This window comes from Nostoc sp. C117, from assembly GCF_043099735.1.
In the GTDB taxonomy this organism is placed as follows: Bacteria; Cyanobacteriota; Cyanobacteriia; order Cyanobacteriales; family Nostocaceae; genus Nostoc.
In genome coordinates this window covers 1,752,658-1,779,397 of sequence record NZ_CP170991.1, presented here as the reverse complement: position 1 = coordinate 1,779,397, position 26,740 = coordinate 1,752,658, and the positions used below count along the sequence as shown (strand labels likewise).

Annotated in this window: 19 protein-coding genes and 1 pseudogene; 5 read left to right on the top strand and 15 right to left on the bottom strand. The window is 41.0% G+C overall.

The genetic code is table 11. From position 1 onward, the window contains the following. Positions 1-175 precede the first annotated feature (175 nt). Positions 176-2,914, top strand: a complete 2,739-nt coding sequence (locus tag ACFG4S_RS08480) for a zinc-dependent metalloprotease (protein ID WP_392534376.1) — start codon at positions 176-178, stop codon at positions 2,912-2,914. A 489-nt stretch (positions 2,915-3,403) separates the two neighbouring features. On the opposite strand, the gene ACFG4S_RS08475 is transcribed toward ACFG4S_RS08480, so the two are convergent. The 3 genes and pseudogenes from ACFG4S_RS08475 to ACFG4S_RS08465 all read right to left on the bottom strand — a co-directional run bounded on the left by ACFG4S_RS08475 (position 3,404) and on the right by ACFG4S_RS08465 (position 6,575). After that, positions 3,404-4,588: an SDR family oxidoreductase gene (locus tag ACFG4S_RS08475; protein ID WP_392534375.1), complete on the bottom strand. Its 1,185-nt coding sequence runs from the start codon at positions 4,586-4,588 to the stop codon at positions 3,404-3,406. A gap of 456 nt (positions 4,589-5,044) precedes the next feature. Beyond that, a pseudogene (locus ACFG4S_RS08470) lies at positions 5,045-5,191 on the bottom strand (IS630 family transposase); the annotation flags it as partial. Positions 5,192-5,528: 337 nt separating this feature from the next. Next, positions 5,529-6,575, bottom strand: coding sequence for a 3-deoxy-7-phosphoheptulonate synthase (locus ACFG4S_RS08465; RefSeq protein ID WP_392534374.1), 1,047 nt, complete (start codon positions 6,573-6,575; stop codon positions 5,529-5,531). Positions 6,576-6,817: 242 nt separating this feature from the next. Here ACFG4S_RS08465 and ACFG4S_RS08460 point away from each other — a divergent pair, with 242 nt between their 5' ends. Further along, a complete protein-coding gene (locus ACFG4S_RS08460) occupies positions 6,818-7,318 on the top strand; it encodes a GNAT family N-acetyltransferase (RefSeq protein ID WP_392534373.1) in 501 nt (166 codons plus the stop codon). Between the two features lie 217 nt (positions 7,319-7,535). Here ACFG4S_RS08460 and ACFG4S_RS08455 read toward each other — a convergent pair whose 3' ends face one another. From ACFG4S_RS08455 to ACFG4S_RS08420, 8 genes are all read right to left on the bottom strand, one after another. Further along, positions 7,536-8,363: a hypothetical protein gene (locus ACFG4S_RS08455; RefSeq protein ID WP_392534372.1), complete on the bottom strand. Its 828-nt coding sequence runs from the start codon at positions 8,361-8,363 to the stop codon at positions 7,536-7,538. Positions 8,364-8,388: 25 nt separating this feature from the next. After that, entirely contained in the window at positions 8,389-8,526 is a 138-nt protein-coding gene (locus tag ACFG4S_RS08450; protein ID WP_392534371.1) for an SDR family NAD(P)-dependent oxidoreductase, read from the bottom strand. A gap of 18 nt (positions 8,527-8,544) precedes the next feature. Continuing rightward, positions 8,545-9,366, bottom strand: coding sequence for an NADPH-dependent oxidoreductase (locus ACFG4S_RS08445; protein ID WP_392534370.1), 822 nt, complete (start codon positions 9,364-9,366; stop codon positions 8,545-8,547). A gap of 115 nt (positions 9,367-9,481) precedes the next feature. Then, positions 9,482-10,597 (bottom strand): sulfonate ABC transporter substrate-binding protein, encoded by a 1,116-nt coding sequence (locus ACFG4S_RS08440; protein WP_392534369.1) that lies wholly within the window; start codon positions 10,595-10,597, stop codon positions 9,482-9,484. Positions 10,598-10,750: 153 nt separating this feature from the next. Continuing rightward, complete coding sequence (locus ACFG4S_RS08435) at positions 10,751-11,512, bottom strand: class II aldolase/adducin family protein (protein ID WP_392534368.1); 762 nt, start codon at positions 11,510-11,512, stop codon at positions 10,751-10,753. Then, complete coding sequence (locus tag ACFG4S_RS08430) at positions 11,505-12,167, bottom strand: hypothetical protein (protein ID WP_392534367.1); 663 nt, start codon at positions 12,165-12,167, stop codon at positions 11,505-11,507. Before ACFG4S_RS08430 ends, ACFG4S_RS08435 begins: the two co-directional genes overlap by 8 nt. A 348-nt stretch (positions 12,168-12,515) precedes the next feature. After that, complete coding sequence (locus ACFG4S_RS08425) at positions 12,516-12,719, bottom strand: RRXRR domain-containing protein (protein WP_392534366.1); 204 nt, start codon at positions 12,717-12,719, stop codon at positions 12,516-12,518. Positions 12,720-12,859: 140 nt separating this feature from the next. Beyond that, on the bottom strand, positions 12,860-13,756 hold the full coding sequence (locus ACFG4S_RS08420; RefSeq protein WP_392534365.1) for a LysR family transcriptional regulator: 897 nt from the start codon (positions 13,754-13,756) through the stop codon (positions 12,860-12,862). Positions 13,757-14,203: 447 nt separating this feature from the next. Between ACFG4S_RS08420 and ACFG4S_RS08415 the strand changes: the two genes are divergently transcribed. Beyond that, positions 14,204-17,515: an efflux RND transporter permease subunit gene (locus tag ACFG4S_RS08415; protein ID WP_392534364.1), complete on the top strand. Its 3,312-nt coding sequence runs from the start codon at positions 14,204-14,206 to the stop codon at positions 17,513-17,515. A 463-nt stretch (positions 17,516-17,978) separates the two neighbouring features. Here ACFG4S_RS08415 and ACFG4S_RS08410 read toward each other — a convergent pair whose 3' ends face one another. After that, entirely contained in the window at positions 17,979-19,079 is a 1,101-nt protein-coding gene (locus ACFG4S_RS08410; protein ID WP_392534363.1) for a glutamate--cysteine ligase, read from the bottom strand. A 634-nt stretch (positions 19,080-19,713) separates the two neighbouring features. Between ACFG4S_RS08410 and ACFG4S_RS08405 the strand changes: the two genes are divergently transcribed. Both ACFG4S_RS08405 and obgE read left to right on the top strand, forming a co-directional pair. Continuing rightward, the gene (locus ACFG4S_RS08405; protein ID WP_392534362.1) at positions 19,714-20,391 is read left to right on the top strand and encodes a Mo-dependent nitrogenase C-terminal domain-containing protein; all 678 of its coding nucleotides are present in this window, start codon (positions 19,714-19,716) and stop codon (positions 20,389-20,391) included. A 151-nt stretch (positions 20,392-20,542) separates the two neighbouring features. Next, the gene (obgE, locus tag ACFG4S_RS08400; protein ID WP_392534361.1) at positions 20,543-21,571 is read left to right on the top strand and encodes a GTPase ObgE; all 1,029 of its coding nucleotides are present in this window, start codon (positions 20,543-20,545) and stop codon (positions 21,569-21,571) included. Between the two features lie 643 nt (positions 21,572-22,214). Here obgE and ftsH2 read toward each other — a convergent pair. From ftsH2 to gltX, 3 genes are all read right to left on the bottom strand, one after another. Continuing rightward, positions 22,215-24,101, bottom strand: coding sequence for an ATP-dependent zinc metalloprotease FtsH2 (gene ftsH2, locus ACFG4S_RS08395; RefSeq protein ID WP_392534360.1), 1,887 nt, complete (start codon positions 24,099-24,101; stop codon positions 22,215-22,217). A gap of 388 nt (positions 24,102-24,489) precedes the next feature. Then, positions 24,490-24,984 carry a hypothetical protein gene (locus ACFG4S_RS08390; protein WP_392534359.1) on the bottom strand — a complete coding sequence of 165 codons (495 nt, stop codon included), beginning with the start codon at positions 24,982-24,984 and terminating at the stop codon, positions 24,490-24,492. 232 nt (positions 24,985-25,216) lie between these two features. Continuing rightward, on the bottom strand, positions 25,217-26,662 hold the full coding sequence (gltX, locus tag ACFG4S_RS08385) for a glutamate--tRNA ligase (RefSeq protein WP_392534358.1): 1,446 nt from the start codon (positions 26,660-26,662) through the stop codon (positions 25,217-25,219). Between the last annotated feature and the right edge of the window lie 78 nt (positions 26,663-26,740).

Sequence of the window (26,740 nt, the reverse complement as noted above, 5' to 3'; positions counted from 1 at the left end):
CAAAAGTCACACTATTTTTCGGCTAGGAGCATTATTTTCGCTGGTAAAGAACAATTATTCGCCTATTGAGATGGATTTATACTGTAAAGCCTAAGTATTTGAGAGGCTTGGAGACAACAGATTAATCCACATTTTTTCCTCGACACGAGAACTGCTTCAGGTGGAAAGCCAAAGGATGAAATACTGGATAGCGAAATTAGCAATACTTGTATTTTTTTTATGTAATTTCATACTGACTATAGATTACGCAGGAGCTAACCAACTTTCAACTATTGATGTAGAGGGATTAAATGTATTCCCGGTAGTTGAAAACTTAGCAAGTGCTGACAATAATTTTGGTAACAGTAGAAAGGAAGATTTCCGTCGATTTAGTGAAATAGTCAAAAGGTCAAATAAACTAGAGGGACTCTTCACAGTTTATTGCAATGATGGCTCCGGCAAAATTTACTTAGAAATTAAACCAGAGCAGCTAAATAAAAACTATTTAGCTACTGTGACATTAGAATCCGGTGTTGGAGAAAGTGGAATTTATAGCGGATTACCTCTGTCTGATTTTATCTTTTATTTTCGACGAGTCAACAATAAATTACATTTTGTTATTCGGAATGTTAAATTCCGTACAGAAAGTATATCAGAACAGCGATCGCTTGCTCGTTCATTTAGCGACTCAGTTCTTTATTCACTGGAAATCGATAGTATTCATCCACGTAGTAAGAATATTTTAATAAACCTGGAACACCTATTAATGCAGGATTTTTCCGGATTAACTCTGCTATTAAAATACTCTTTACAAGCTGATTACTACTTGGAACCAAACAAGTCTTATTTTGGTGATGTCAATAGCTTCTCAGAAAACATCGAGATTGATTCTATTTATGGTTTTTCATCACTAGAAGGAGCAAATTTAGTCACTGTACCTGATAGTAGGTCACTTACTCTCAAAGTACACTACAGTTTTTCCCAGCTAAAAGAAAACAATGCTTATATTCCCAGACTTGCCGATGACAGAGTAGGATATTTTATTACTGCTTTCCAAAATTTCTCTAGCAAGAACCCTGAAGAAGAATTTGTACGCTATATCAATCGTTGGCATTTAGAACCAGCCGATCCTAACGCTCCTTTATCTCGACCCAAAAAATCAATTGTATTTTGGATTGAAAATGCTGTGCCGCTAGAGTACCGCGATGCGATTCGTGAAGGTGTTCTTATGTGGAACAAAGCATTTGAAAGAGCCGGATTTCAAAATGCCATTGAAGTACAGCAAATGCCAGATGATGCTAATTGGCAACCGGGAGATGTGCGCTACAACACTATTCGCTGGTTTAATTCTCTAGATGCAGGTTTTGCCAAAGGACCAACCCGCGTCAACCCATTCACCGGAGAAATATTAGATGCAGATATTATGGTGGATGGCAGTATGGTACGCTCAATTGAGCAAATGTATCACACCTACGTAGACTCAAAGAACAACAAATTTGGCAAGAAAAACATTACTTTCGTGTCCGAATGCACTGATGAAGATTTACCCCAGAGTTTTAACTCGAAAGCGTTGTCTTCCCAAAAGGATTCGGATATTTGCTATGGTATGGGGTTTATAAATCAGGCAAGTATGGGGGCGATCGCCTTATCAATTTTGCAAAACGCTACACCCAGTAGTGCAACCATGCAGGAATATGTCCATCAATATTTGCGTTCTCTCATCGCTCATGAAGTTGGGCATACTCTTGGTTTGCGCCACAACTTTCACGGTAGCAGTATGTTACCCCCCGAAGAATTAAATAACACTGAAATTACTCACACTAAAGGTTTGGTGGGTTCGGTGATGGATTACTTACCTGTGAACGTAGCACCACAGGGAATACAGCAAGGTGACTATTTCCCGGAAATTGTTGGTCCTTATGATGAATGGGCAATTGAGTATGGTTATAAAATCAGCACATCAGCAGCACTTGGATCGATAATTCCAGAAAGCGAAAAAAGTTTTTTGGAACAGATTGCCTTGGCGTCCCCGCAACCAGAATTATCCTATGCCACAGACGAAGATATATTAGATATCAATCCCCTGGCAAATGTCTGGGATATGAGTAATGATGTCCTAGTTTATTCTCAGTGGCAATTGGATAATGCTCGCGTTATGTGGCAGCGCCTAGAAAAGGGTTATTTATCACCAGGAGAAAGTTATAGTAATCTACGCGTTTTATTCGATAGAGTACTTCAATATTATTTTAGTAACGCTAAATTGCTCTCTCAATACATTGGTGGGGAATCGTTTCGGCGTCTCCATGCTGGTGATGAAACTTCCTGGGCATTTGTACCAGTTTCATTATTAAAACAACGTCAAGCATTGACTAAATTACAAGAGTATGTATTTACTGAAAATGCTTTTAATTTTTCACCGCAATTGTTGAATCAGTTAGCACCATCACGCTGGCAACATTGGGGTAGTTTTGTACCCAACGAACGCCTTGATTATCCCATTCACGATCGCATTTTGAGTTTCCAAAGTGCGATATTGCGATCGCTATTAGACAGCGATCGTTTAAATCGTTTACAAGATATAGAATTAAAAAGCCTACCTGGCGAAGCACTCTCTATCCCGGAACTCTTCGATACCTTGCAAACAGGTATTTGGACAGAAGTCTTAGCCCCAGGTGAATTAAAACCAATTTCTAGCATCCGCCGTTCATTGCAAGGGGAATATCTGAATATTTTGCTAGGGATGGCGCTGCATAGTACTAATGTACCTGAAGACGGCCGAACACTGGCTTGGTACGAATTGCATCAACTACAAAAAGCCATTGAAGTCAGACTCAAGCAACTGGGTGAAAACTTTGATACTTACACCTTAGCCCATTTGCAAGTTTCTGGCGATCGTATAAATAAAGTATTAAACGCACAGTTATTCTCAAAATAGTACCATCGCCAAAAGTTTCCAATAGCCGGATTTTAGTTTTAATTTTGGTTTGTTTAGAGTTCGCTAGAGTTTAGATAGGTAACTCCACCATCTAAATTAGTGGAGAATATATATGAGTCCTACCACCTGCTGATAAAGAAACTACATTACCATAAGTTTTAAAGAGTTGGTCTGTATATCCAATAGAGTCTTTAACTAACTTAATAACTGAAGCTCGGTTTCCAAAAATGGGCGAAGGATTAGGCCCAGGTATATTCCATTTGGTTGAAGTTCTTGTAGAAATCATTTTTTGTAAGTTCATTTATGAATACCAAATTAAATAAACCTTTCCACCCTGAGTTCCAGCATTACTAGCAACCGCTCATTCGCTGGAGTAATAGATGAAGAACAACCGTTACATTGATAAATTTAATCCGAACTCATCAATAAATACCAAATTTACCACGTCAATTTTATCTACCCAGCAGAGATGTATTTTTCCTCAATGTCTTATAGACCAAAGTTATATTTCATGGCAAAGTTTATTAGTATTTGTAAAGCATCTTCATTGATTTTTGGACAATAAAGCTGATTATGATTCATCACATTTTTTAAGTTTGACGAATCAAAAAGTATTGGTTCAGAATTTATATATCCATGAAATATTTTACCAATGGTCTTATAATATAGCGTTTCATACTTATTTTTAATTTTCGGTATTTCTTCAACGACAGTAATACCTTCAAAATTAAACCGTTTTAAAGGAGATAAAAGATAAAGTAAATGAGGAGTTTCTTGAGAATTTACTAAATGATAGCTTTCTCCATCATCATTTTGAATACATAATTGATACATCATTTTAGCAACATAATCTACTGGGACGATATTCAAACCACTGGTTGTATTCATGCATACCTGTAATGGGATATTAGAATTACTATAATAGTTAATAGATTTATTATTTTTGTTAAATCTTTGACGTAAGAAAAAGGCTATCCATTGATAGAAAACATCGAATTTATTTGTGTAACCAGATGGGTTTTCTATTAAACGACCACAAATAGTAGAAGGTCTACAATAACGAAATTTAATCTTTGAAGTTTTGGCAAACTTCCGAACTAGCAATTCACCTTGTAATTTGGTTCTCTCATAAGGATTTCTAAATGTTTCATTTATATTTAAATAATCAGGTAGTATATTTCCTGTAGCGCTTCCACAGACATACGCTGAACTAACATATACAAATTCTTCAACATTTAAACAAGAAACTAATTCTAATATTTGTTGTGTACCTTCAACATTAATTTTTTCCAATAAAGAAACGACTTGTGGTGAATCTCTAAAATCAGTTAAGGCAGCAACATGATAAAAATAATTTATATTTAACGAAGATAAATTTTCAATCGACTCTGGAGATATGCCAAGTTTATATTTCAATAAATCTGATTCAATACATTTGATTTGGGTTGTAACAAATTGCTGTAATTCTTCTTTTCGAGAATCACTAATTTCTAAATAGCCGAAATTATCATTTAAAATGATTTGATGGATACGTTGATTCAGGCTCAAATCTCCACTTGATTTACCTAAAATAATAATTTCTATATTACTTAGGTTATCTAAATAGTTTTTGATATATTCTAATAACAGATTTTGTCCTAATAAACCCGTTGCGCCAGTAATCACAATTCTCATATTTTTCTGCATAATTTTGTAGTGGGAATATTTGCTAGATTTACGTTTAATGTGAATTAGTCGTTAAAACTCTTGTAATTCCGTCGATATTTCCAAAATCATGATTTTGCTGAAGCCTAGAAACTTTTATGACACAAGAGACATTCTTAGTTAAGTGGTTGTTTGAAAAGTGTTTTGCTGTGATAGGCACTTTTAAATCCCCCGTAACCCCCCTTAAAAAGGGTGATTTAGGGGGATATAAAACTTTTGATACCGACAAGAGAACTTTTCAAACATCCTCTGACATCAGGCATGATTTGTTTAATTTTATTTAAATTGATAAACAACTAAATTAAATTAACAAATCAGTGTTCCTTGTTTAAGATCAAATTAAATTTCAGATAAATATTTTGTTATGGGACTAATATCCGTATATTTAAAGAGTGCTAAAATCAAAATAGTGTGACGGATAAACTACTCAAAAATCCATTTGAGATAAGAGAATGAAGGAATTAAAGCACATAAACGCTGCACCCAGGTTTTAGCTTCTAACCAAATATCCTCACTCAGATTTTGTCATGGGCAATTATAAGCAAAACGGATGCAGTCAATTTGCTCTTGTTGCAGTAGAATAAGCAACCGATACTGTGGGCGAAAGTGTTACAAAAGGATAAACAGAGGTATTACAACTCAAAGTTGCAATGAGACATTGAAGGTTTGATCTCACGTAATACTTCTATTTACAAATATGTAATACATTCGCTAACAGTATCGATCGCCTTTACTCATATCCCCATACCTGAGAGGCGTTAGGTATGGCCTGTGAATGCTTGGGATTAACCAGGGCTGACTATTATTCTTGCAGGAAGCAGTATTTCCCTTCTGCCTCCAGCAAGAAATGCCCTCTGCCTTTTTTGATAAATAACCTCTAATTTGACTGACTACTGAATTCTTTGGTCACTTACTTAAGTTTTTTGTGAGTAGCCAAAATAATTTTCTCTGTTTCTTCCCAGTTAATACATTTGTCAGTTACAGAAACACCATATTTTAATTCTTCTTTTTTACCATTAATTGGTTGATTACCTTCAAATAAATTCGATTCCAGCATCATACCAACTATTGATGTATTACCATCCAATATTTGCTGAATAATATTTTCCAAGACAGCACCTTGTAATTTGTAGTCTTTATTCGTATTCCCGTGGCTACAATCAATGACAATTCTCGGTGGTAAATTTGCCTCTTTTAAGTTATTTTCTACCAGTTTTACATTTGCTGCATCGAAGTTGGGCTGATTACCACCTCTTAAAATAACATGACCGTAGGCATTTCCTTTGGTTTCAAATACACCGACTTGTCCATTTTGATTAATTCCCAAAAAATTATGAGGGTTTCTCGCTGATTGTAGAGCATTCAAAGCTACTTGAATATTGCCATCAGTACCGTTTTTAAAACCCACAGGCATGGAGAGTCCACTGGCCATTTCTCGATGAGTTTGTGATTCTGTTGTGCGTGCCCCAATAGCAGACCAGGTGACCAGTTCACTAATGTATTGAGGGATGATTGGATCTAGTGCTTCTGTGCCAGCAGGTAATCCCAATTCTGTAATTTTTAATAACAGTTCGCGGGCAATTAATAACCCCTTTTCTACATGAAAAGAATCATCCATATCTGGATCGTTAATTAATCCTTTCCAGCCTACGGTTGTTCTTGGCTTTTCAAAGTAGACTCGCATAATTATGAGTAGGTTATCTTTAACTCGCTCAGCCAATATTTTCAATCTTTCAGAATATTCGATTGCTGCTTTTGGGTCATGAATTGAACATGGACCAACTACTATGAATTTTCGGCGATCGCGAAACTCAAGAATATCTTCTAGTTCCTGTCTATATGTTAGAACTCTGTGTTCTGCTAATTTAGTTAAGGGTAGTCTTGATTTGATTTGATTGGGGGTTAAGAGAACGCGATCGCTCTCAATGTTAGCATCAAATAATTTGTGGTCGTGCATGGAGGTTTTCTCTGAACTTATGGTATTATGATACTGAGTACCAAGTAAAACTTCATGTACGCAGTTTGAATAAAAAATACAAGATAGTAAATGTTTTGCCTCTAAAAATCTAGAATTAAACTTAATTTTAGTCAAGCAATTAGAGCTAACCATTTTTAAAATAACATCTAAGAGAAGTTTGTAGATGCTTCTGGGGCTGCTCTTGAATATGATTAAAGAAGATTATTTTTGCTCGATTGATTATGTATGTAGAGGTATTATCTGCTTCAATCGATGACAAACCACTCATTCAAAGAATGATGGAGCTTTATCAGTATGATTTTTCAGAGTTTGAACATAAAGAACTTAATGAACATGGTTATTTTGGATACCCATATTTAGATTATTACTGGGTGGAAGGCGATCGCTACCCTTTCATTGTACGAGTAGGTGGAAAGCTGGCTGGATTTGTTTTAGTGAGTCAGTTCACATACATTCAAGAGAGTGAATATTCGATTGCAGAGTTCTTTATTTTAAGAAAATATAGGCAGCAAGGAATTGGTAAGCTGGTCGCTTCTCAAGTCTTCGACCGATTTTACGGAAAGTGGGAGATCTATCAAATTACTACAAATACAATCGCTCAAAAATTCTGGCGCAATGTCGTTGGAGAGTACACAACAGGGAAATTTACAGAAATTGCGATCGATGATAGCGATCGCCAAGGAACAATTCAGTTTTTCGACAACACTGAAAGAATAAGCTGATGTGTGCCTCAATTTTACGGTCTAATACCAATTCTTTATGAAGCTGCATAAAATTCGATCCCCCCTAGCCCCCCTTAAAAAGGGGGGAACCGGAAAAACGTCTATCAAAGTCCCCCTTTTTAAGGGGGATTTAGGGGGATCGAGATTTGATTTTCCCACTCTTCAGATGTACGGAGCTTTTTCAAAAATCAAATATTAGTCCTATAATTAAAAGGCACTATTGGAAAGACTTTCTAATATTTTCTAATACCATTATCTCAATCTCAGGTAATATTTCTTGAAGATAGTCGTATTTTACATCATATTGCATGAGTTTGAAATCGGCTTTAATTTTGTGTAGAAAATATGTAACTCTTTCAGGCTGTATGGCATCTATGACATACCAATATACGCTTTTTAGTAACGGGTATAGCTCGACTCGGTGTTGAAATTGATCGAGCGACAAATTATAGAAAATGTTCTCCATTGTGTTTACAAAAATGCACGCTGTGACTCTGCTGAAAACAGTTTTCACATTTATATCCACATTAGGTTCAGCTGCTCCAACGAAATGAGTAACTAAGCAATAATCTTGCAAATCTCTTTGATAGGATACCACGTTTTCAGCTAGACCTGATGTTCCTTGTGCGATGTATGCTCTGACCTGTTCTCCAGAACATCCGCGCAGCTGCTTTCCAAGGCTATCAATGTATAAACCATCTTTATCCCTGAAAGCCATGCGACTCCCAAACATTGGAGAGGCATAATTACGCTCTATGCTTCCCATATGTAACTTACTACAGTAATGAGATTGGTCATTTAATAATATTTTGAAGTGAAACTTATTATTTTCTCTATCAAAAAATATCGAAGTTCCTTCTAAGAAGGATAAATTAAAATCTGAAAATAAACTTTCTGCAAATTCATGATGAGAAAATCCAGCCATATATGTAATAAAATTACTCTCAGCTTCAGAAAATTCTTGTCTACACAAAAGTGCCTTTCTAAGTAGCTCGATGGTGGGTTTTCTACACAGATTTATTAGTTCCTTGAGTTTTTGATGCACAGTTATACCACCTTATCTCAACGTCTCAACAAGTATGTAATATCCTAATGAAGAAAATAGACACTTTTGCACCCTCACGGGCAAATTGCCTTGCTGTAGCTTTACCCAAACCTTTACTAGCAGCTGTTACTAAGGCGACTTTGCCACGGAGTTGCAAATCCATAATTTTGATTTTTCGTGTTTAGAGTAACTTGAATCCCAGGTTATTCAGAACTTCTCGCAAGCGATCGCGTCCTCTCAAAGACTCGACAGTTGCAATCCGCCCGGCTGAGTGTTCTGACCAATCTCCAGCAATGTTCATCTTTTGTTCAGTATAGAATTCTTTGATGATGTTGTTGTAATGGGCGATCGCTTCGTCTTGTTCTGCCAATTTATAAGTTTCTCGATGCAGGACAGCTGATTGTGGCAAGCGTGGCTTAATTGCAGCATCCACTTCCGGATTCGGATAGCCTACACACAACCCAAACACAGCATACACAGAGGAAGGCAAATTCAATATCTCTGCGACTTCTTGCGGGCGGTTGCGGATTCCACCGATGTATACTGTTCCCAAACCGAGGGACTCAGCTGCAACTGTGGCATTTTGCGCCGCTAAAGTGGCGTCAACTGTTGCCATAACAAACATTTCTAAATATTCCAGACCGTCATGGGATATGCCACGACTGTCAGCAACATAAGCCAGACGCGCTAAATCTGCCAACCACACCAAAAATAAAGGCGCTTGTCGAATGTGTGCTTGATTCCCCGCTAGTTTTGATAACTCATCTTTGCGTTCTTGATTTTCTACTGCTACCACACTCCAAGTTTGCAAATTAGAGGAAGTTGATGCAGATTGGGCGGCTGCAACAAGTAATTCCAGAGTTCCCGGTGGTAAAGGATCAGATAAATAAGCACGAATCGAACGGTGAGATAGTAGTGCTGTCAGCGAATCGTTCCATTCAATTTCGGGATTGAAGGGAATTTCACCGTAGCGCGATCGCAGTAGTTCTGTAGGATTAGTCACGTTGCTTCGCTCCAAATTCAAAATTATTAAGCTCATCCCACCCTTAAAAGGGGATGTGATTTCACGTTGATGGTTGAAGGTTAACGGTTAACAATCATCAGTTAACAGTCATCAGTCATTTTGGTGAAAATGCCGCGTATTGTTCTTTGGTTAGCACTCCATCTCTTACATTAACTTGTTTAGGAATCAACTTCAATTGATAATATGTATCAGCAACTTTTTGTTGTAAATTTATCAGATCATCATCAATTGGGACAATTCCAAAGCTTCGTCTCTGAGTAGCCTTTTTCATGGTTTCTATGTCAATTCCTAACACAGATGATAGAGTTTCTGCTACCTCTTCTCGATGCTGTTTAGACCATTCTTCTAGCTTTTGTATTTCCTCCAAAACTGCCTTCACAGTTTGGGGATTTTCAGTCACAAATTTCCGGGTTGCTAAATAATATCCTCCCTGTTTATTAATTCCTGTTCCATCAATCAAGACTCTGGCTTTAGTTGCCTCTTGAGCCGCTGCATAGAATGGGTCCCAAATTACCCAAGCATCTATACTACCCTTGACAAATGCAGCACGGGCATCAGCTGGTGGCAAATATTTAGGTTCAATTTCACTGTATTTGACTCCTGCTTTTTCTAAAACTTGGACTAACAATAAGTGGGCGCTAGACCCTTTTTGAAAAGCAATTTTTTTGCCTTTCAGGTCAGTCAGTTTTTGAATAGGAGAATTCTGAGGAACAAGAATAGCTGAACCAGCAGGACTAGAAACAATACCAGCTACATAAGTTAATGATGCTCCTGCGGCTTGGGCAAATACTGGCGGTGATTCTCCTACATGTCCAAAGTCAATACTACCAACATTCATCGCTTCTAATAATTGTGGCCCCGCAGGAAATTCAATCCATTCTACAGATATACCATCTGGTGACAAACGCTTTTCTAAGACACCTTTAGTTCTCAATAAAATATTCGATTTTTGATAGCCAAATCGTAACACTGTTAGTTTGCTAGAAGTAGAATTAGCCACAGATGTAGCGCTGGGATCAGGAGAATTAACAGTGGATGTCGATGAACAGGCAGCAAATAGCAAGCTCAAACAAAGACCTGTAATAAAAGCCCCCGCTATTGGTAAAGCAGAAGAAGAGAATAATTGAGGTTGATTGTTAAATGAAATCTTCCTGATTTTGATCGTGGATATACACTTGGCAATTAAGCGATGAAAGATTAGGTTAATCATCAAAATGATTTCTTGGAAGTATATAAATACTATATATCTATAGGTTTACCGTAGTATATAGGCTTCCTATTTGATTTTTGAATAAGACTCAGTATCTACATATCCTTTTTTGCGACCCTGTTCCCTATTCTCCCAGTGCCAAAAAACACAGTACTAATCGAGTAAATCGGGTTCTTCGCGGATAATGCGATCGTAAAGTGGCTGGAAGCTAAACCACCCACTTGTCGCCGATCCCACTTGGCTGTGTGTTAAACGGGCAGTTTCATGCTTGATAATAGTGGGTCTACCTGCTGCTTGTGCTAGGAGTTGTGCTTGACACGATCGCTCTAAGCTAATGTACCAAAAAGCAGCTTCATCTACCGTATGTCCCACAGTTAAAATGCCGTGGTTACGGAGAATAATGGCTTTATTGGCGCTTAATGATTCAGCAAGTCGCTTGCCTTCAGAGGTATCCAACACGACACCACTATAGTCTTCAAATAGCGCATGGTCTTCGTAAAAAGCGCAAGAATCTTGAGTCAAGGGGTCAAGGAGAAGACCCAAACTAGACCACGCTTTACCATAAATTGAATGAGCATGTGCAGCCGCGACTATATCAGGTCGAGCCTCATGAATCTGAGAATGAATGGCGAAAGCGGCTTGATTCACCTGAGCATCGCCTTTAACTACATCACCCTCGCTATTAACTAAGAGCAGGTCAGAAACTCGGATATGACCGAAGTATGTTCCCAATGGATTGACCCAGAAATGGTCTGTAAACTCCGGATCGCGAGCTGTAATATGACCTGCGATCCCTTCACTGAAACCAAAGCGACCAAATAGGCGAAAGGCAGCGGCTAGGCGTTGCTTGCGGTGCAAGCGTTCATCCTCAACTCGCTCGAATTTGGGGGGTTGTGGTCTATCGTACTTAGGCATGTTCTTTTTCCTCCTCTTTACAGGGAGCATTGGAATATCCAGAGCGGAAAGATTTGACGGTGTGAGATTCTGGGATGAACTGGTGACGCCAGACGCAACCAGTATCATTGCCGAGAAGGTGAATAGATATAGATTCACCCTGGGATGTAGTTTTAACAGCGTGGATATCACCATCTGGAGGTAAGAGGCGGTAAATATCCCCTGGTTGAAGGAATCGCACTTCAGTTATTTGTAATTGTGCGTGTCCTTGGTCATCGCCGTTATCTACACGGCGATAGACTATTTCTTCTTGATTGCCTTTATATAAACCAATTAATCCCCAAGCCAAATGGTCGTGGATGGGAGTCGTCGAACCTGGGGGAATCACCAAGCTAAAGACTGACAAAGAACGGTCTTTAGCCCGATAAAGTAGCCACTGACCAATCCCACCGCCCATTTTACTGTCGGGGTTGACTTGGGCAAACTTTTCAGGTAACCATTGCTGTTGGGCAAGTAGCTCTTGAAAATAGGGTTCCAGTTTGGTGAGAGCTTGGGTGCGATCGCCAATACTACTGGCGTTAATTTCGCGCACTGTTGCTACAAGCGAACGCAGCTCTTGGCTTTCAATAAACCATTGGTCTTCTGCCAATGGTTCTAAAATAGTATCGTTTGTCATCTATATTAACTACTGACATTCATAAATAAGTCGGTGTAAATATTCGTCGTTGGCAATAAAAATGAGGATTTTAGTTTAGTTATTCACTTTAAATAGCTTCGTTTTATTGTATCAAGCTACTTACCAAGTTGATTAATTTTAGCGATCGTAGTACTAAGTTGTTACGCATTTAATTTGTACATTTAGCTGATGACTGATGACCGTCAACAGTCAACAGTCAACGACCATCAAGAGTGTTTATATCTTTTAGACGCGCATCAGCTTAGTAGTTTTGACACTAGTACCGCCGTGAATTCAAAATTCAAAATTAATGCAGCGTAAGGGTTTCGTTGATTTAGAATGGGTGGTTTATTTCCGCCGTGCTGTACTAGGATGAATCTTAAAGCCAAGTTGCTCAAGTTTGGAATGGGAAAGCGACTCCTTAAGGATAATAGTGAAGGGATATCGCTGAAATACGGTAGCTTTTCCTTCTGACAACAGCAGCCTAGCGCGACTGATCCGTACTGGGTATAACGGTTGTTGGTTGGCATCGAGAATGAAAACTTTGGTCATGCATTAAAATTATTCAAATTTATTGGAAATTCCTAGTTACTTTAAATCCACTAAGTCGGTCGGAAAACAGTAGAATACGCTACAAGCAGAAATTATCACATACAAATTCAAAAAGCAAGCTAATAAAAATACTCGTTGATTCAGGCACTTGGCTGACTCACATCAAGGCAAGCTTGCACAAAGTCTTGAACTACACTACTTGAAGAATCTCGTCGCCACGCCACAGCTAGCACACTGGGGCTGAGATCCTTAACTGGGCGGAAAGTTTGTCCGGAGAGGGCGTAAACCTGTGTAGTGGTTTCTGGGACTAGTGCTATTCCTTGACCATTAATCACCGCTTCCATTGCTTCGTTAGTATTATTTACTTCTGTACCAAAGACAATTGGATGGCCATCCCGCTCATCATTTGCTAGCAAGTGATCGCGCCATATCCCTGTTTCACCAGGCACTGTAATAAAAGGCTCATTAACCAAATCAGCCATATGCAAAACTTCGCGCTGCGTTAAGGGATGCTCAGATGATAAGGCAACCCATCTTGGCTCAACCAACAGGATTTCAGTGAATAGTTTTTCTTGCTTAGGAACTGGTAATCGTAATAGAGCAACATCGGTATTTCCAGAAAGTAATCCTGCTGTTGGATCTGAGAACTCAAAGAAGCGAATCGTTACCTTCCATCCTGGTTGTAGGGCTTGAAAGCGTGAAAGTACAGCTTTCGTTAATTCGCTGCCAATCCGGCAAATGAAACCGACGCGTAATGTCTGCATTTGGCTTGCTGCTGCTTCTCGCACAGTTAATAAGGTAAACTCCCAATCATCGATAAGTCTTTGGGCTAAAGGTAAGAGTGCTGTACCAGCAGCGGTCAGTTTCACTTCTCGACTATTACGGCGCAGTAGTTCAATACCCAATTCCCGCTCTAGTTGGCGAATTTGCTTAGATAATGCTGGTTGAGAGATATATAATCGTTCGGCAGCACGGGTGAAATTTAATTCTTCAGCCACGGCAACAAAATAACGAAGCAAGCGCAAGTCAGCATCCATACTATACTATTTGGTTTTTTGATCTATTCTTTTTGGTTATAGCAATATGTCTTGGACTTTTGAGATAGTTTGCGATAAAAACTGTTAATGGGCATTAAGTATGGGGCATTAAGCATTAGGCATTGAGCATTGGGCATTGGGTATGGGAAATTAAGATGATAAATCAATTCAAAATTCAATATGACGCTTTCTACGAGACGCTGCGCCCAGTTTCTGATAGGGTTACTATGCCGACGAAGGAACTGTCTCTCGAACGCAAGTCTCCCATTCTCCCAAAGGGAGAGGCTAGCGCCAAGGTAGAAGAGTAAAGCTTTACGCTACGCTAATAAAATTAAAGAACTCGAGCTTTCTGCTTTGTTTTTCTCTATGCCCAATGCCCTACGATCAATGCCCCATGCCCAATGCCCAATGCCCAATAGCCAATGCCCAAAAACTCTTCTCTGACTTATGTTTGTCAATACTTTTATCAGGCGTCCGGTTCTCACGACCGTCTGTACATTCATAATTTTGCTGCTGGGAAGCATTTGTATTCCCATCCTGCCGATTTCTCAGCTACCAGATCTCGCCCCGGTACAAATCACCGTTAGCTCCAATAATATTGGTGCAGACGCTCAAACAACAGAAAGCACCGTCACCAACATTATTGAGCGACAAATTAATGGCGTTAAAGATGTATCTTATATATCTTCTAATACGGGTAATGATGGTTCGAGCAATATAACTGTCTCCTTCCCAACTAATGTCAATAGCGATATTGCTCAAGTAAACGTTCAAAATAAAGAAGCTCTCTCTGAACCTCAATTACCGGATACTGTTCAACGAACAGGTGTGACTGTTGAAACGGCATCAAGTAGTCTGCTTCTTGTCTATGGCTTTTACTCAGACAATAATGAATATGACAACATTTTTATTAGTAACTATGTTGACCTATTTATTCTGGATCAGATTAAACGGCTTCCTGGTGTAGGAAAAGCCACCATTTTTGGAGAGCGCAAATATGCGATGCGCCTTTGGCTCGATCCCAACAAACTCGCCCAACATCAGCTAACTCCTCAAGATGTGACAGTTGCTCTGCAAGAACAAAATATTCAGGTGGGTGCAGGAGCAATTGGTAAGGAACCAGCACCAGATAATCAAAGCTTTGAATTTGCTTTAAAGGCAACCAGTCGATTCAAAGATGCAGCGGAATTTGAGGAGATGGTGTTAAAGGTGGCTCAAGGTAACACTACTACGAGTAACACCAACACCCTAGTTAAAGTCAAAGATATTGGTCGAGTTGAACTCGGTGCAGAAAACTATCTTGCTGATGCCAAATTCACCATACCAGGAAATGCTCCCAAGCCAGCCGTAGGTTTGGGGATATATCAACTTCCCGGTAGTAATGCCCTGAATGTTGCTCATGCTGTTGAAGAACAAATTAAGATACTAGAAAAGAATTTTCCACCCGGACTGAAAGCACAGTTGGCATTTGATACGACTCCATTTGTGGAAATTTCTTTAGAAGAAGTTCTCCACACTCTGGTTGAGGCGATTATCCTGGTGGTCTTGGTAATTTTTGTGTTTTTGCAAGACTGGCGCACCACGATTATTCCCACTGTTGCGATCCCTGTTTCCTTGATTGGGACATGTGCGGCTCTTTTCGTTTTAGGATTTCAGATTAATACACTGACCTTATTTGGTTTCGTTCTGGCGATCGGTATTGTCGTTGATGATGCAATTATTGTGGTGGAAGCTGTTGCAGTCAAACTGGAAGAAGGCATGAGGCCATTTGACGCAGCAGTGGAAGCGATGAAAGAGTTAACTGGGGCAATTATTGCCACTTCACTCGTACTCATGGCGGTGTTTATTCCAGTTGCATTCATTCCAGGCACTACTGGGATTGTTTACAAACAATTTGCGTTAACCGTTGCTTGCTCCATTGGGATCTCGACTTTTAACGCTTTAACCTTCTCTCCTAGTATGGCAGCGATTCTGATGCGCCCGGCTCAGACTCCACGGGGACCTTTGGGCTGGTTTTTCACCCAATTTAATCGGGGATTTAGCTGGTTCACGCGGCGCTATGTCAGGTTTGTTAGCTACCTTACCCATATCAAGCCGATTGTGATTGGGGTTTTTATCAGTGGTTTAGTAGCAACTGTTTTGATGTACAGAGCAGTGCCTACTGGATTTATTCCAGAGGAAGATCAGGGCTACTTCTTTGTAATTGTCCAAGGACCTGACGGGGTTTCTTTGAAATACACCGAATCTGTAATGAATAAGGTTGTCAAGGAAGTCACCTCGGCTCCGGAAGTCAGAGCTAGTTTTATGATTAGTGGCTTTGGTTTCGATGGAAATGCTTCTAATTTAGGCATTGCTTTTGCTAACCTGAAACCTTGGAAAGAGAGAGCTGAAGAATCTCAATCTGTCTATGGCATACTTCAAAGGCTAAACAAAAAGCTGTCTGCAATTACTGAAGCTAGAGCGATCGCTGTAAATGCTCCTCCAGTTAGAGGATTAAGTACTACAGGTGGTTTTGAGTTTATTATTCAAGACCGAACCGGTAGTGCGCCAATTCAAACCTTCCTTGATACCGCTCAAAAGTTCATTGGGGCAGCTAATAAAAACCCTGCTCTCCAACGAGTCTTCACTCAGTTCACCGCAGACACTCCCCAATTTGAAATCCAGGTAAACCGCAATCAAGCCAAAGCCCTAAATGTGGAGATTAACGATGTCTTTGGGGCATTGCAAACTTACTTAGGGTCGCAATACGTGAATGACTTTATACAGGGACAGCGACAGTATCGGGTATATGTCCAAGCCGATGGGGTTTTCCGCTCTAATCCTGATGACATTGGCAAGCTGTATGTTCGCTCTGCTACTGGGGCAATGATTCCTTTGAGCAATTTGGTGAAAGTTACCCCCTTTGTGGGACCGAAAACTATTTCCCATTACAACTTGTATCGCTCAATCAAAGTCCAGGGCGCTCCGGCTCCTGGTGCTAGTTCCGGACAGGCAATTAAAGCGATGGAGCAACTAGCAGCAGAGGTTTTACCTCAAGGATTTGGTTACGAGTGGACAGGGACTTATCTCCAAGAGAAGACATCTGGAGGATCTACCGGGCTGATTTTTGCCTTAGCGATCGTGATTGTGTTTCTGGTGCTGTCAGCTCAATATGAAAGCTACATAGACCCAATCATTATTTTGCTAACGGTTCCCCTAGCAGTTTTGGGAGCTATGACAGCGCTTTGGGTGCGATCGAATATTTTCATGGTGGGTAGCCTCTTCCCAAAAGTCGTAGATGATATTTATTGCCAGGTAGGTCTGGTAACTTTGATTGGTCTAGCTGCAAAGAACGCGATTTTAGTCGTGGAATTTGCCAATCAATTGCACGAGCAAGGCATGAGCTACACGCGGGCGGCGGTGAAAGCTGGACAAGAACGTTTGCGACCCATCTTAATGACTTCCTTTGCGGCGCTGTTAGGCTTTTTACCCTTGGTGATTTCTCAAGGAGCGGGAGCAAGTAGCCGTTGGTCTTTAGGAACAGCGCTGTTTGGCGGACTGCTGCTTTCGACGTTCTTAAGTTTGTTCTTAGTGCCAATTCTGTACATTTTGGTTAAGAGCTTAGCTCAGGCGATATTTTATCGTAACCGTCGTGGCGGCTCAAATCCTCCAGATTCTCCAAATGGAACTTCCGGATCTGGATATGGAGCTTTGACTACTACCTCAGGTCAGCCAGAGACACAATTCAGGTCTCAGCAGGATGGGGGAACTGCTTTATAGGATATTGAGTATGGGGCAAAACAGTTCCGAGTTCCCTTAACGGGGCGTTTAGCCCGTTCTGAGTTCTGAGTAAAGAACGAAATTCCCCGCTCAGCACTCAGCACTCCTGAAGGGTCTGGGGCAAAACAGTTCTGAGTGTTGAGTGCTGTTAGGGGTAACGAGGCGTTTAGCCTGTGCTGAGTTAAAAGTGAGGAGTTTTGTTTATTATCCTTGTCCCTTGTCTCCGTATCCCCGTGTCACCCCCAATCATCCCAATACTGCGTAGGTTTTGGAATTTCTTGCTTGAGGCAAGCTGTTCTTGAGCAGGGGGAGAAATGGAGGCTGGCGTTGAGTTTTACCTCCCCTGCTTATCCGAGCAGTATTGCCAATTATTCCATCTTTCTTATCTCCCTCACCTGAATCAACAATTTTTATATAAATTTTAGAGGACGCCTACAAAGGTGCAGCCAAAATTAAAGCATCTTTAAAATTGGTAAGTCTGCTTTATTACCTCTTCTATTGAATCTAAGTTATGGAACATTTCTATTAGTGTATGGGATCTTGTTTTGCGCTTTGACAGCATAACTTTCAATGGATTTAACAAATTAACATCTCGGTCATCTCCAAGTGCAACTTCGGCTGCTTGTAAAATTCTTGTAGTATTCTCAAAAATATCCTCATTATCAAAGCCTTCTTTAGCAGAAGTTTGATGTAAATTTGCATTCGGTACAGTTGCTCTACCAAGCAGAGTCTCATCTAAGATCAAACCTTTCAATAATGCTAGTAAAGCAGCATAAATATAAAAATCATCACAACTATCACAAGCTTTAAATTCTATTCGACCAACTTCATTGGGAATACGGGCAATTTTTGTCAATGAAGGCGTACTAGCTATCAATTGTTCTTGTTTCTCGACAAAAACTAAAGTTGCTGGTCGTTTTCCAGTTCTGATAAAAGTCCTTACTGATAGACCATCCCACAAATTTCCTGCATAAAAAGGAGAGCTATAACTAAAAGGAACAATATAGGGACTATAATAAGTTAACTTTCTCCCAATATCAATTACACGTTCAATAGATAAATTGGTTGCTGAAATATTTAAATCTGGCCCGTATGTCACCATATGAATATTAGCAGTTTGTTCGTCAGGATAAGCTTCTAACTGTTTGATTTCATAATCATTTAACGGGGGGTGAGGCTCAAAAATCTTATTGTCAGGATTAAAACTGACTAACACTGGTGAAAAACCAAAGTTAGCTGCAACCCGACGCAATAAGTCAAAACTTTCTGATAATTCAGCAATTACGCCGTGAATATTAGAATGTATGGTTGTTCTAATTTCAATACCTTTAGAATGACAGTCTATCACCCGATCGCAATCCGCAAATCTTTCAAATCCCTCAATGTACCATCTCTTTTTTTTAATACCTGCATCACCGACTCGCAGTTGAGGATAGTCACTGGGATATGTGGGTAGCTTTTCAATAATTTGATTGAAATCAGAAAACTGTGTCTGGGAAAAATCAGCAAATTTTCCTTCCTTATTTAGGAAGGCGACTTCATGCTCAATGCCAAAGAAAAACATTATATATTACCTTAATTGCTTAGGTTTAACCTAATTTAACTAATGCCAAAGCGACAATCTATCTGAGAAAATTTTGCAGAAATAAATTTATTAAATTAGTCATCAATTGCGTTCAGAATCTCAATACTTTTCGGTTAAACCCAATAATCTCTTTTTTGGTCTGGGGAATGGTTAAAGGGCAATGGGGAAAGTGAAATTCAAACCCTTTCCCTTTCCCCTTTCCCCCTTAACCGAAAAGTATTGGTCAGAATCTCGGCTAACTTAGGATCTGCAATAATTGGGTCTGTTGTGTGAAGCTTACAAGTTCTAGCCCAGAGGGAAATTAGTACCGTTTCTTGAATCACACTCAGGTTAACTTTGATTTTACTTATGAATACCTCCATGACACAGATTAACTTCTCGTTGTAAAAATAAATAGAAAATATTCCCAAGATTGTTTCAGATAAATTTTACCTTAAGACAGAGTGTGGCAATTTAAAAATTTCCTTGGGTTTGGCTTTTATTCCCGCGTTTTCCCTACTCCTAGAGCGATTAGCTATTTTTTGATTTGCAAGTCTCTATTGCACCCACTATCCTCATAGTCCCTGGTTAGGGTAGCTTAGTAGTGACTGAGGAAAGCTTGGGACGTGAGTTTATGACAAGTACCGTTCAATCCCCCTACAGCAGCGAACAAATTGCCGCTTGGTTGCGTGGACTGCTTACTATTGCTTGGGCTGATGGTAATTTTGATGAGCAAGAACAGCAATTAATTACCAGCATCACTAAAGATGAATTAGCTCCGAAGATTCAATGGGACTCACTAGAGATAATTACACCTGAAGAATTAACCGCGGTGTTGGGTAAAGGTACGCCAGCAGCGGAAAATTTTTTAAGGACAGCAGTGATGGTAGCGATCGCAGATGGTACTTATTCTCCCAGTGAAGATGAGGTTCTGCAACAGTTCTGCCAAGCCTTAGAACAACCAGAGAATATACTCGAAGCCCTCCGCCATACCCTGGAACACCCAGAGCAAATTACCCCCACCATTCCAGCAACTGAACTGACAAAGCGTCAAATTAATGCACTACACCCTCTGCGCGACTGGCTCGATAAACTAGATATCCAAGATCCAAGAGTAGCCCGCTTTTTGTGTAAAATGATTCCCTCCCAATGTCCATTTGAGCGGGATGTCACCTTATTTGGACGCAAAATTGTGCATATACCCCCTATGTGTAAAATTAACCCGTTGTATGAACAGCTGGTAGGGTTACGTTTCCGCGCCCTCTCTTATCTGGCAGATAAATGCAATGAAGATGTTTCACCATATATTTGAGTGTTGAGTGGAAAGTAGAGATGCAATTAATCGCGTCTCTACAAAAGTGCTGAGCCGGGAGTATTGAGTTAAAAGTAAAGAGTAAGGAGTTAAAGTTAATTAAAAACTTATAATTTATAACTCATAACTCAGGACTCAGCACTCTAGAAATATGCAATTTATCGATCAAGCAGAAATTGAAGTTGAAGCTGGAAAGGGCGGCGATGGTATTGTCGCCTTTCGGCGGGAGAAGTATGTGCCGACTGGTGGCCCCTCTGGTGGTAATGGAGGACGAGGCGGTTCGGTAATTTTTGTTGCAGAGGAAAACCTGCAAACCTTGCTGGACTTCAGATACCAGCATCGCTTTCAAGCAGAAAACGGTACTCGTGGAGGCCCAAATAACTGCACTGGGGCTAATGGTAAAGATTTGACCGTTGAAGTTCCCTGTGGTACTTCTATTTATGATGCAGAAACAGGTGAATTATTGGGAGATTTAATTGAGCATAAGCAGACTTTGCGTATTGCTCAAGGCGGTAAGGGCGGACTGGGAAATCAGCACTTTTTGAGCAACCGTAACCGCGCCCCAGAATACGCTCTCCCTGGATTACCAGGCGAAATAAAGCAGTTGCGCCTAGAGTTGAAACTTTTGGCAGAAGTTGGGATTATTGGGTTACCAAATGCAGGGAAATCCACTTTAATTTCATCTTTGTCAGCTGCACGCCCAAAAATTGCTGATTATCCCTTCACTACTCTCATCCCAAATTTGGGTGTAGTCCGGAAACCTACTGGCGATGGTACTGTTTTCGCTGACATTCCTGGACTAATTGAAGGGGCGGCCCAAGGGGCTGGATTAGGACACGATTTCTTGCGTCATATCGAGCGCACACGGGTGCTATTGCACTTGATTGATGCCACCAGCGATGATGTAGTTAGAGACTATCATACAATTCAGCAAGAATTGCAAGCTTATGGAAGAGGTTTAACAGAGCGATCGCAAATTTTGGCGTTGAATAAAATTGATGCAGTAGATCGGGAAACTGTGGACTTGGAAGCATTAGCTACCCAACTCAATCATCTCTCTTACGCCCCGGTTTTTTTGATTTCAGCAGTTACCCGCACCGGCTTAGAGCCGATGTTACAGCAAATCTGGGGAATTCTGGATCAAATGAAGGTGACTGAAGAATTGGAGGTACTCAGATAATTCGTAATTCTTAATTAAAGATAGTGGAGATTTTCGGAGCTACTACTTGTAGTGCAAGGGGAAGAATTCTCCTTACTTAATATCACTGAGAAACTAGCCACCCCCAGCCCAGCCTCTCTTAGAGAGTGTCTTGAAATTACGAATTCCGAATTGCCATAACCCACGAAATCACAGTAGCGATCGTTAATTAATATCCAACGATGTTGACGATCTTTGATAAAAATTGAAGTCAGATATACTAGACCTCTTGCAAAAGTGCTTTTTGCAAGAGGTGGGTTTGGGGAAAAGGTTAAAGGGGAAGGTGGGGTCCCCTCCGGGGATAAGGGGCGGGGGAAAATACAAAACCTTTCCCCCTTTCCCCCGCCCCTTATCCCCTTCTTGGGACCCCACCCAATACTGCTCGGGTAAAGAATTTTTAACTCGGAATTGGGTTTGGGGTAAAGGTTAAAGGGTAAAGGTTAAAGGTTTTTTCTTTCCCCTTTCCCCCGCCCCTTATCCCCTTCTTGGGACCCCACCTTCCCCTTTTCCCGACTTCTGCAAGAAGTCTACTGTATACAAAAACTGAGGATGTCATATGGCATCCTCAGTTTTGTTTCTGCTTCTTTACTCATTTACAGGCATTAGCCCAGAAAAAAGTCAGTTATTACAGTTGTGGTACGTATTGTTGCTTGTCAGGGACTTGAGCGTACTCAGCTACAATTTGACGGAATTCTTCGCCGTCAATTGTTTCTTTTTCAATGAGCAAATCTACTAAGCGATCGGTGACGGTGCGATGGTCACGGATAATCTTCTTAGCAGTTTCGTAGCACTGCTCAACAATTTCCCTAACTTGTCCATCAATGCGGGAAGCGATGGATTCAGAATACTCAGATCGGGTTGTCCAGTCACGACCCAAGAAGACTTCTCCCTGTTGGCTTTCCAGAGAAAGTGGACCTAAATCGGACATCCCAAAGCGGGTTACCATTTGCCGCGCCATTCCTGACAACTGCTGCAAATCTCCACCAGCGCCAGTAGTGACTTCCGCAGGGCCAAAAATCACTTCTTCAGCGGCGCGACCACCCAAAGCACCAGTAATCCGGGCTTTTAACTGAGAACGAGAAATTAATCCTTGTTCTTCGTTGGGAGTAAACCAAGTCAAACCTTGGGCTTGTCCGCGGGGAATGAGGGTAACTTTTTGCACTGGGTCATGGTCTTTTAACAAAGTCCCCACCAAGGCGTGTCCAATTTCATGGTAGGCAATTAAGCGCTTGCTCTTGCTATCTACTAAAGGAGTACCTTCCATCCCAGCTACTACCCGATCCACCGCATCATCAATTTCGCGGAGGGTTATAGCTTCTTTGCGTCTTCTGGCGGTGAGAATTGCGCCTTCATTGAGTAAGTTGGCTAAATCAGCACCAGTGAATCCGGGAGTGCGGCGAGCGATCGCTTCTAAGGATACGCTAGGGTCTAGTTTCTTATTCCGCGCATGAACTTGTAAGATTTCCAAACGCCCTTTAATATCGGGTGCATCCACTGTTACTTGGCGGTCAAAGCGACCGGGACGCAACAATGCTGAGTCTAATACGTCAGGACGGTTGGTGGCAGCAATAATAATAATGCCTGTGTTGCCTTCAAACCCGTCCATTTCGGTGAGGAGTTGGTTGAGGGTTTGCTCTCTCTCATCGTTACCGCCACCGATACCAGCACCCCGTTGTCTGCCCACGGCGTCGATTTCATCAATGAAGATGATACAGGGAGCGTTGTCTTTAGCTTTCTTGAACAGATCGCGGACGCGGGATGCGCCCACACCAACGAACATTTCCACGAATTCCGAACCAGAGATACTAAAGAAAGGTACACCTGCTTCTCCAGCGATCGCCTTTGCTAGTAAAGTTTTACCAGTTCCCGGAGGTCCAACTAACAAAACTCCTTTGGGAATACGTGCGCCCACAGCGGTAAATCTCTCTGGCTGTTTCAGGAAGGTGACAACTTCTTGCAGTTCTTCCTTGGCTTCTTCAATTCCCGCTACGTCATCAAATTTGACTCCGGTTTTTGCCTCCATTTGGAAGCGGGCGCGGGATTTGCCGAAGTTCATTGCTTGACCAGGACCGCCGGGAAGGTTGCTAGAACGGCGGAACAAAAAGAATAATCCAGTAATCAATAAAACTGGAAACACAAGATTGCCCAACAATCCCCAAATTGCGCCATCATTCCGCATGGGGTGAGCATCAAAACTAATTCCCTTTTCTTTCAGCTTGCTAATTAACTCAGGCGCGTTAACAGGCAGATCCACCCGCCATCTTTGGACACGATTTTCGATATCCGGATCGCGGGCTTCTAAAATTGCTGTCCTACCACCTTCGTACAGATCGACACTGGTGACGCGATCGGCATCCAAATATTCTAGGAAGCGACCATAAGTCATGCGAGTATTGGCTGCATTCTTGCTCATATCCGCAGGCGCACCTGCAAAAGCCCCTTGCCAGAAGAAAAAGCCAATTACCAAAGCTGGCAACGTCCAGAGTACCAGGACTTTCCAGGAGAATTTCATGTTAATTTGCCTCTAGATGTTTATACAACTCATTAGCCTTAGCAACCGAATGGTTCATTACTCTGTCACTTTAAGCTGTTAAACGGATGTTCATAAATCCATTTTGTTTAATCGATCTCTTACATACACTGCCATAGAAGCATTAAGGCATTATGGCAATGCCAACAAGAATCTTAATTAAAGTTAACTTAATTTTAATACAATATCGCACGAGAAAATAAAGGGAAAGGGGAGATGAGGAGATGACGAGACTTGTACTGAGCGGACTTGTACTGAGTTTCGACTACGCTCAACTACCACAAAGCCGAAGTATGAGGAGATGAAGACAATGAGTCGGGGTGTAGAGGAGAGGAATTTTCACCCTACCCAATCCCCAATGCCCCATTCCCTACTTAACTTCTGTAATTTGTAAAGTGTAAGGAAGATACTTGCCTTTGTCGTAGGAACCAACCCAAATTTGATAAGTTCCAGCCAGCCATTCACCAACAATGCCGGCATTTTTGCTATCAAAATCGTCATTGCACCAAGTACCACCGGGTCCCTTCACAATCATGGTGGTGTCTTCAGGGCTTTGAACTTGTAGCTTCAGGTAGTCAAATTTATTTGTTAGTACTAATGTATGGTCTGGTGTTTCATCAACAAATCCAGTACAAGGACCGGTGGCTGTTTCACTTCTCCCACCTACTTGACTTCCAGATATTGAGCCACCACTCATCCCGCGAACTGTTAGAGGGTCTGGGGAAAACTGGGGGCTAATGGTGACATCTCCAAATATCGTTGGCGCTTCTTGGGCATCAGCTATGGCATTAACTGCTGAAGTGATGAAGAGCGTAACTATCATCAACGATAATCTGATCCCTCTATTGAGCGCTTTTGTCGGCATTGTAATTAGGTTTGCTTCTAAGTGCTTTTGAAGACATGATTTTTACACCCCAAGTTCCCAATACGAGAATAATTGACTACCTATTTTAGATTTGAAATTGGGGATAATTCATTAGTAATTAGTCAATGATTTTTTGTTTCTATTGTTTCTATAGTTGCTCTAGTTTATGGATAAGGGCGCACGTTTGTGCGCCCTTAAAATCTAAAATATTTCTAAAATCTGGGAGTAATCGCTAATTAGCTTGGGCGATCGCTCTATTCAAGCGGGGACGATCTAAACCAATCTGATTTAGTAGTAACCAAGATTGGATTAGGTCTGCTCCATGAACGTCTCCAGTTAAAGCTGCTCGGAGCGATCGCATTACTAAGCCTTTTTTGACTTTTTGCTCTTTGACAACTTGTTTAATGATGTCCTGAGCAAATTCCTCAGAGAATTGGGGCTGATTTTCCAAAGCTGCGATAATCGCTTGAAGAACAGCAACAGAACCTTCTTGCTTGAGCTGTGCATTACCTTCATCGCTAAAGTCAACAGTGTCGCTAAAAAACACTTGGCTTTGAGCTACAGCATCCACTAGTCGAGTCAAACTTTGGCTAATTAAAGTTACTAATTGCTCTAACCAAGGGCGTTCTCTTCCACCATCAAATTTATACCCAGCCGCTTGCCAATAAGGTATGAGTAAATCTGTGAGTTTATCCACAGGGGTATGGTGGATATACTGGCTATTCAACCAATCCAGCTTGTCCCAGTCAAACTTAGCACCTGCTTTATTGACCCGCTCAAAACTAAATTCTTTGGCTGCTGCTTCTAAGGTAAATATTTCTTGCGTTGAATCTGGTGGCGACCAACCTAGCAATGTCATGTAATTCACTAAGCCTTCGGCGGTAAAGCCCATTTGCTGAAAGTCAGAAATGGAAGTGACGCCATCTCGCTTGGAAAGTTTGCGCCCTTCCTTATTCAAAATCAATGGTGAGTGGGCAAACTCTGGAATTTTTGCACCCATTGCTTCATACAGTAAAATTTGCTTGGCGGTGTTGGCGATGTGGTCTTCTCCGCGAATGACATGAGTGATTTGCATATCAATGTCATCCACTACAACTACAAAGTTGTATAAAGGTTGACCGCTACCTTCTTCTGAGGCGCGGGCGATGACCATATCACCACCTAAATCGCTACCTTTCCAAGACATCTTTCCGCGTACTAGGTCATTCCAGACAATTTCCCGCCCATCTTCGATTTTGAAGCGAATCACAAAGGAGCGACCTTCGGCTTCAAATGCGGCGCGTTGTTCTGGGGTGAGGTTGCGGTGACGGTTGTCATAGCGAGGTGCTTCGTTTCTAGCTTTTTGAGCTTCTCGGAGCGCCTCTAGTTCTTCGGAAGTAGTGTAGCAGCGATAGGCTAATCCTCGATCTAGCAGTTTTTCTACTGCTTCTTTATAAAGATCCAGGCGTTGGGATTGAAAAAATGGTCCTTCATCCCAGTTCAATCCCAGCCAGCGCAACCCTTCAAGAATGTTTTCGGTGTATTCGGGACGCGATCGCTCTAAATCTGTGTCTTCTATTCGCAGTATAAATTTCCCGCCGTGGTGGCGAGCAAATAACCAGTTAAATACTGCCGTTCTAGCTGTACCAATATGTAAATTTCCAGTCGGACTGGGCGCAATACGGACTCTGACAGTCACAGTTAATTCTCTCTTTTGTAAAGCATGAATAAATGTAGCTTATACGGAATCTCCCAAACACATAATATTTAGGAGTTT

Excerpts from the sequence above, each read along its gene's own strand:
- ACFG4S_RS08465 (WP_392534374.1), bottom strand. The coding sequence starts at position 6,575 with ATGCACGACCACAAATTATTTGATGCTAACATTGAGAGCGATCGCGTT.
- ACFG4S_RS08405 (WP_392534362.1), top strand. The coding sequence starts at position 19,714 with ATGACAAGTACCGTTCAATCCCCCTACAGCAGCGAACAAATTGCCGCT.
- ACFG4S_RS08410 (WP_392534363.1), bottom strand. The coding sequence starts at position 19,079 with ATGTTTTTCTTTGGCATTGAGCATGAAGTCGCCTTCCTAAATAAGGAA.
- ACFG4S_RS08390 (WP_392534359.1), bottom strand. The coding sequence starts at position 24,984 with ATGCCGACAAAAGCGCTCAATAGAGGGATCAGATTATCGTTGATGATA.
- ACFG4S_RS08480 (WP_392534376.1), top strand. The coding sequence starts at position 176 with ATGAAATACTGGATAGCGAAATTAGCAATACTTGTATTTTTTTTATGT.
- ftsH2 (WP_392534360.1), bottom strand. The coding sequence starts at position 24,101 with ATGAAATTCTCCTGGAAAGTCCTGGTACTCTGGACGTTGCCAGCTTTG.
- ACFG4S_RS08435 (WP_392534368.1), bottom strand. The coding sequence starts at position 11,512 with ATGCCTAAGTACGATAGACCACAACCCCCCAAATTCGAGCGAGTTGAG.
- ACFG4S_RS08420 (WP_392534365.1), bottom strand. The coding sequence starts at position 13,756 with ATGGATGCTGACTTGCGCTTGCTTCGTTATTTTGTTGCCGTGGCTGAA.
- ACFG4S_RS08440 (WP_392534369.1), bottom strand. The coding sequence starts at position 10,597 with ATGATTAACCTAATCTTTCATCGCTTAATTGCCAAGTGTATATCCACG.
- ACFG4S_RS08475 (WP_392534375.1), bottom strand. The coding sequence starts at position 4,588 with ATGAGAATTGTGATTACTGGCGCAACGGGTTTATTAGGACAAAATCTG.
- ACFG4S_RS08415 (WP_392534364.1), top strand. The coding sequence starts at position 14,204 with ATGTTTGTCAATACTTTTATCAGGCGTCCGGTTCTCACGACCGTCTGT.
- obgE (WP_392534361.1), top strand. The coding sequence starts at position 20,543 with ATGCAATTTATCGATCAAGCAGAAATTGAAGTTGAAGCTGGAAAGGGC.
- ACFG4S_RS08450 (WP_392534371.1), bottom strand. The coding sequence starts at position 8,526 with ATGGATTTGCAACTCCGTGGCAAAGTCGCCTTAGTAACAGCTGCTAGT.
- ACFG4S_RS08460 (WP_392534373.1), top strand. The coding sequence starts at position 6,818 with ATGTATGTAGAGGTATTATCTGCTTCAATCGATGACAAACCACTCATT.
- ACFG4S_RS08430 (WP_392534367.1), bottom strand. The coding sequence starts at position 12,167 with ATGACAAACGATACTATTTTAGAACCATTGGCAGAAGACCAATGGTTT.
- ACFG4S_RS08425 (WP_392534366.1), bottom strand. The coding sequence starts at position 12,719 with ATGACCAAAGTTTTCATTCTCGATGCCAACCAACAACCGTTATACCCA.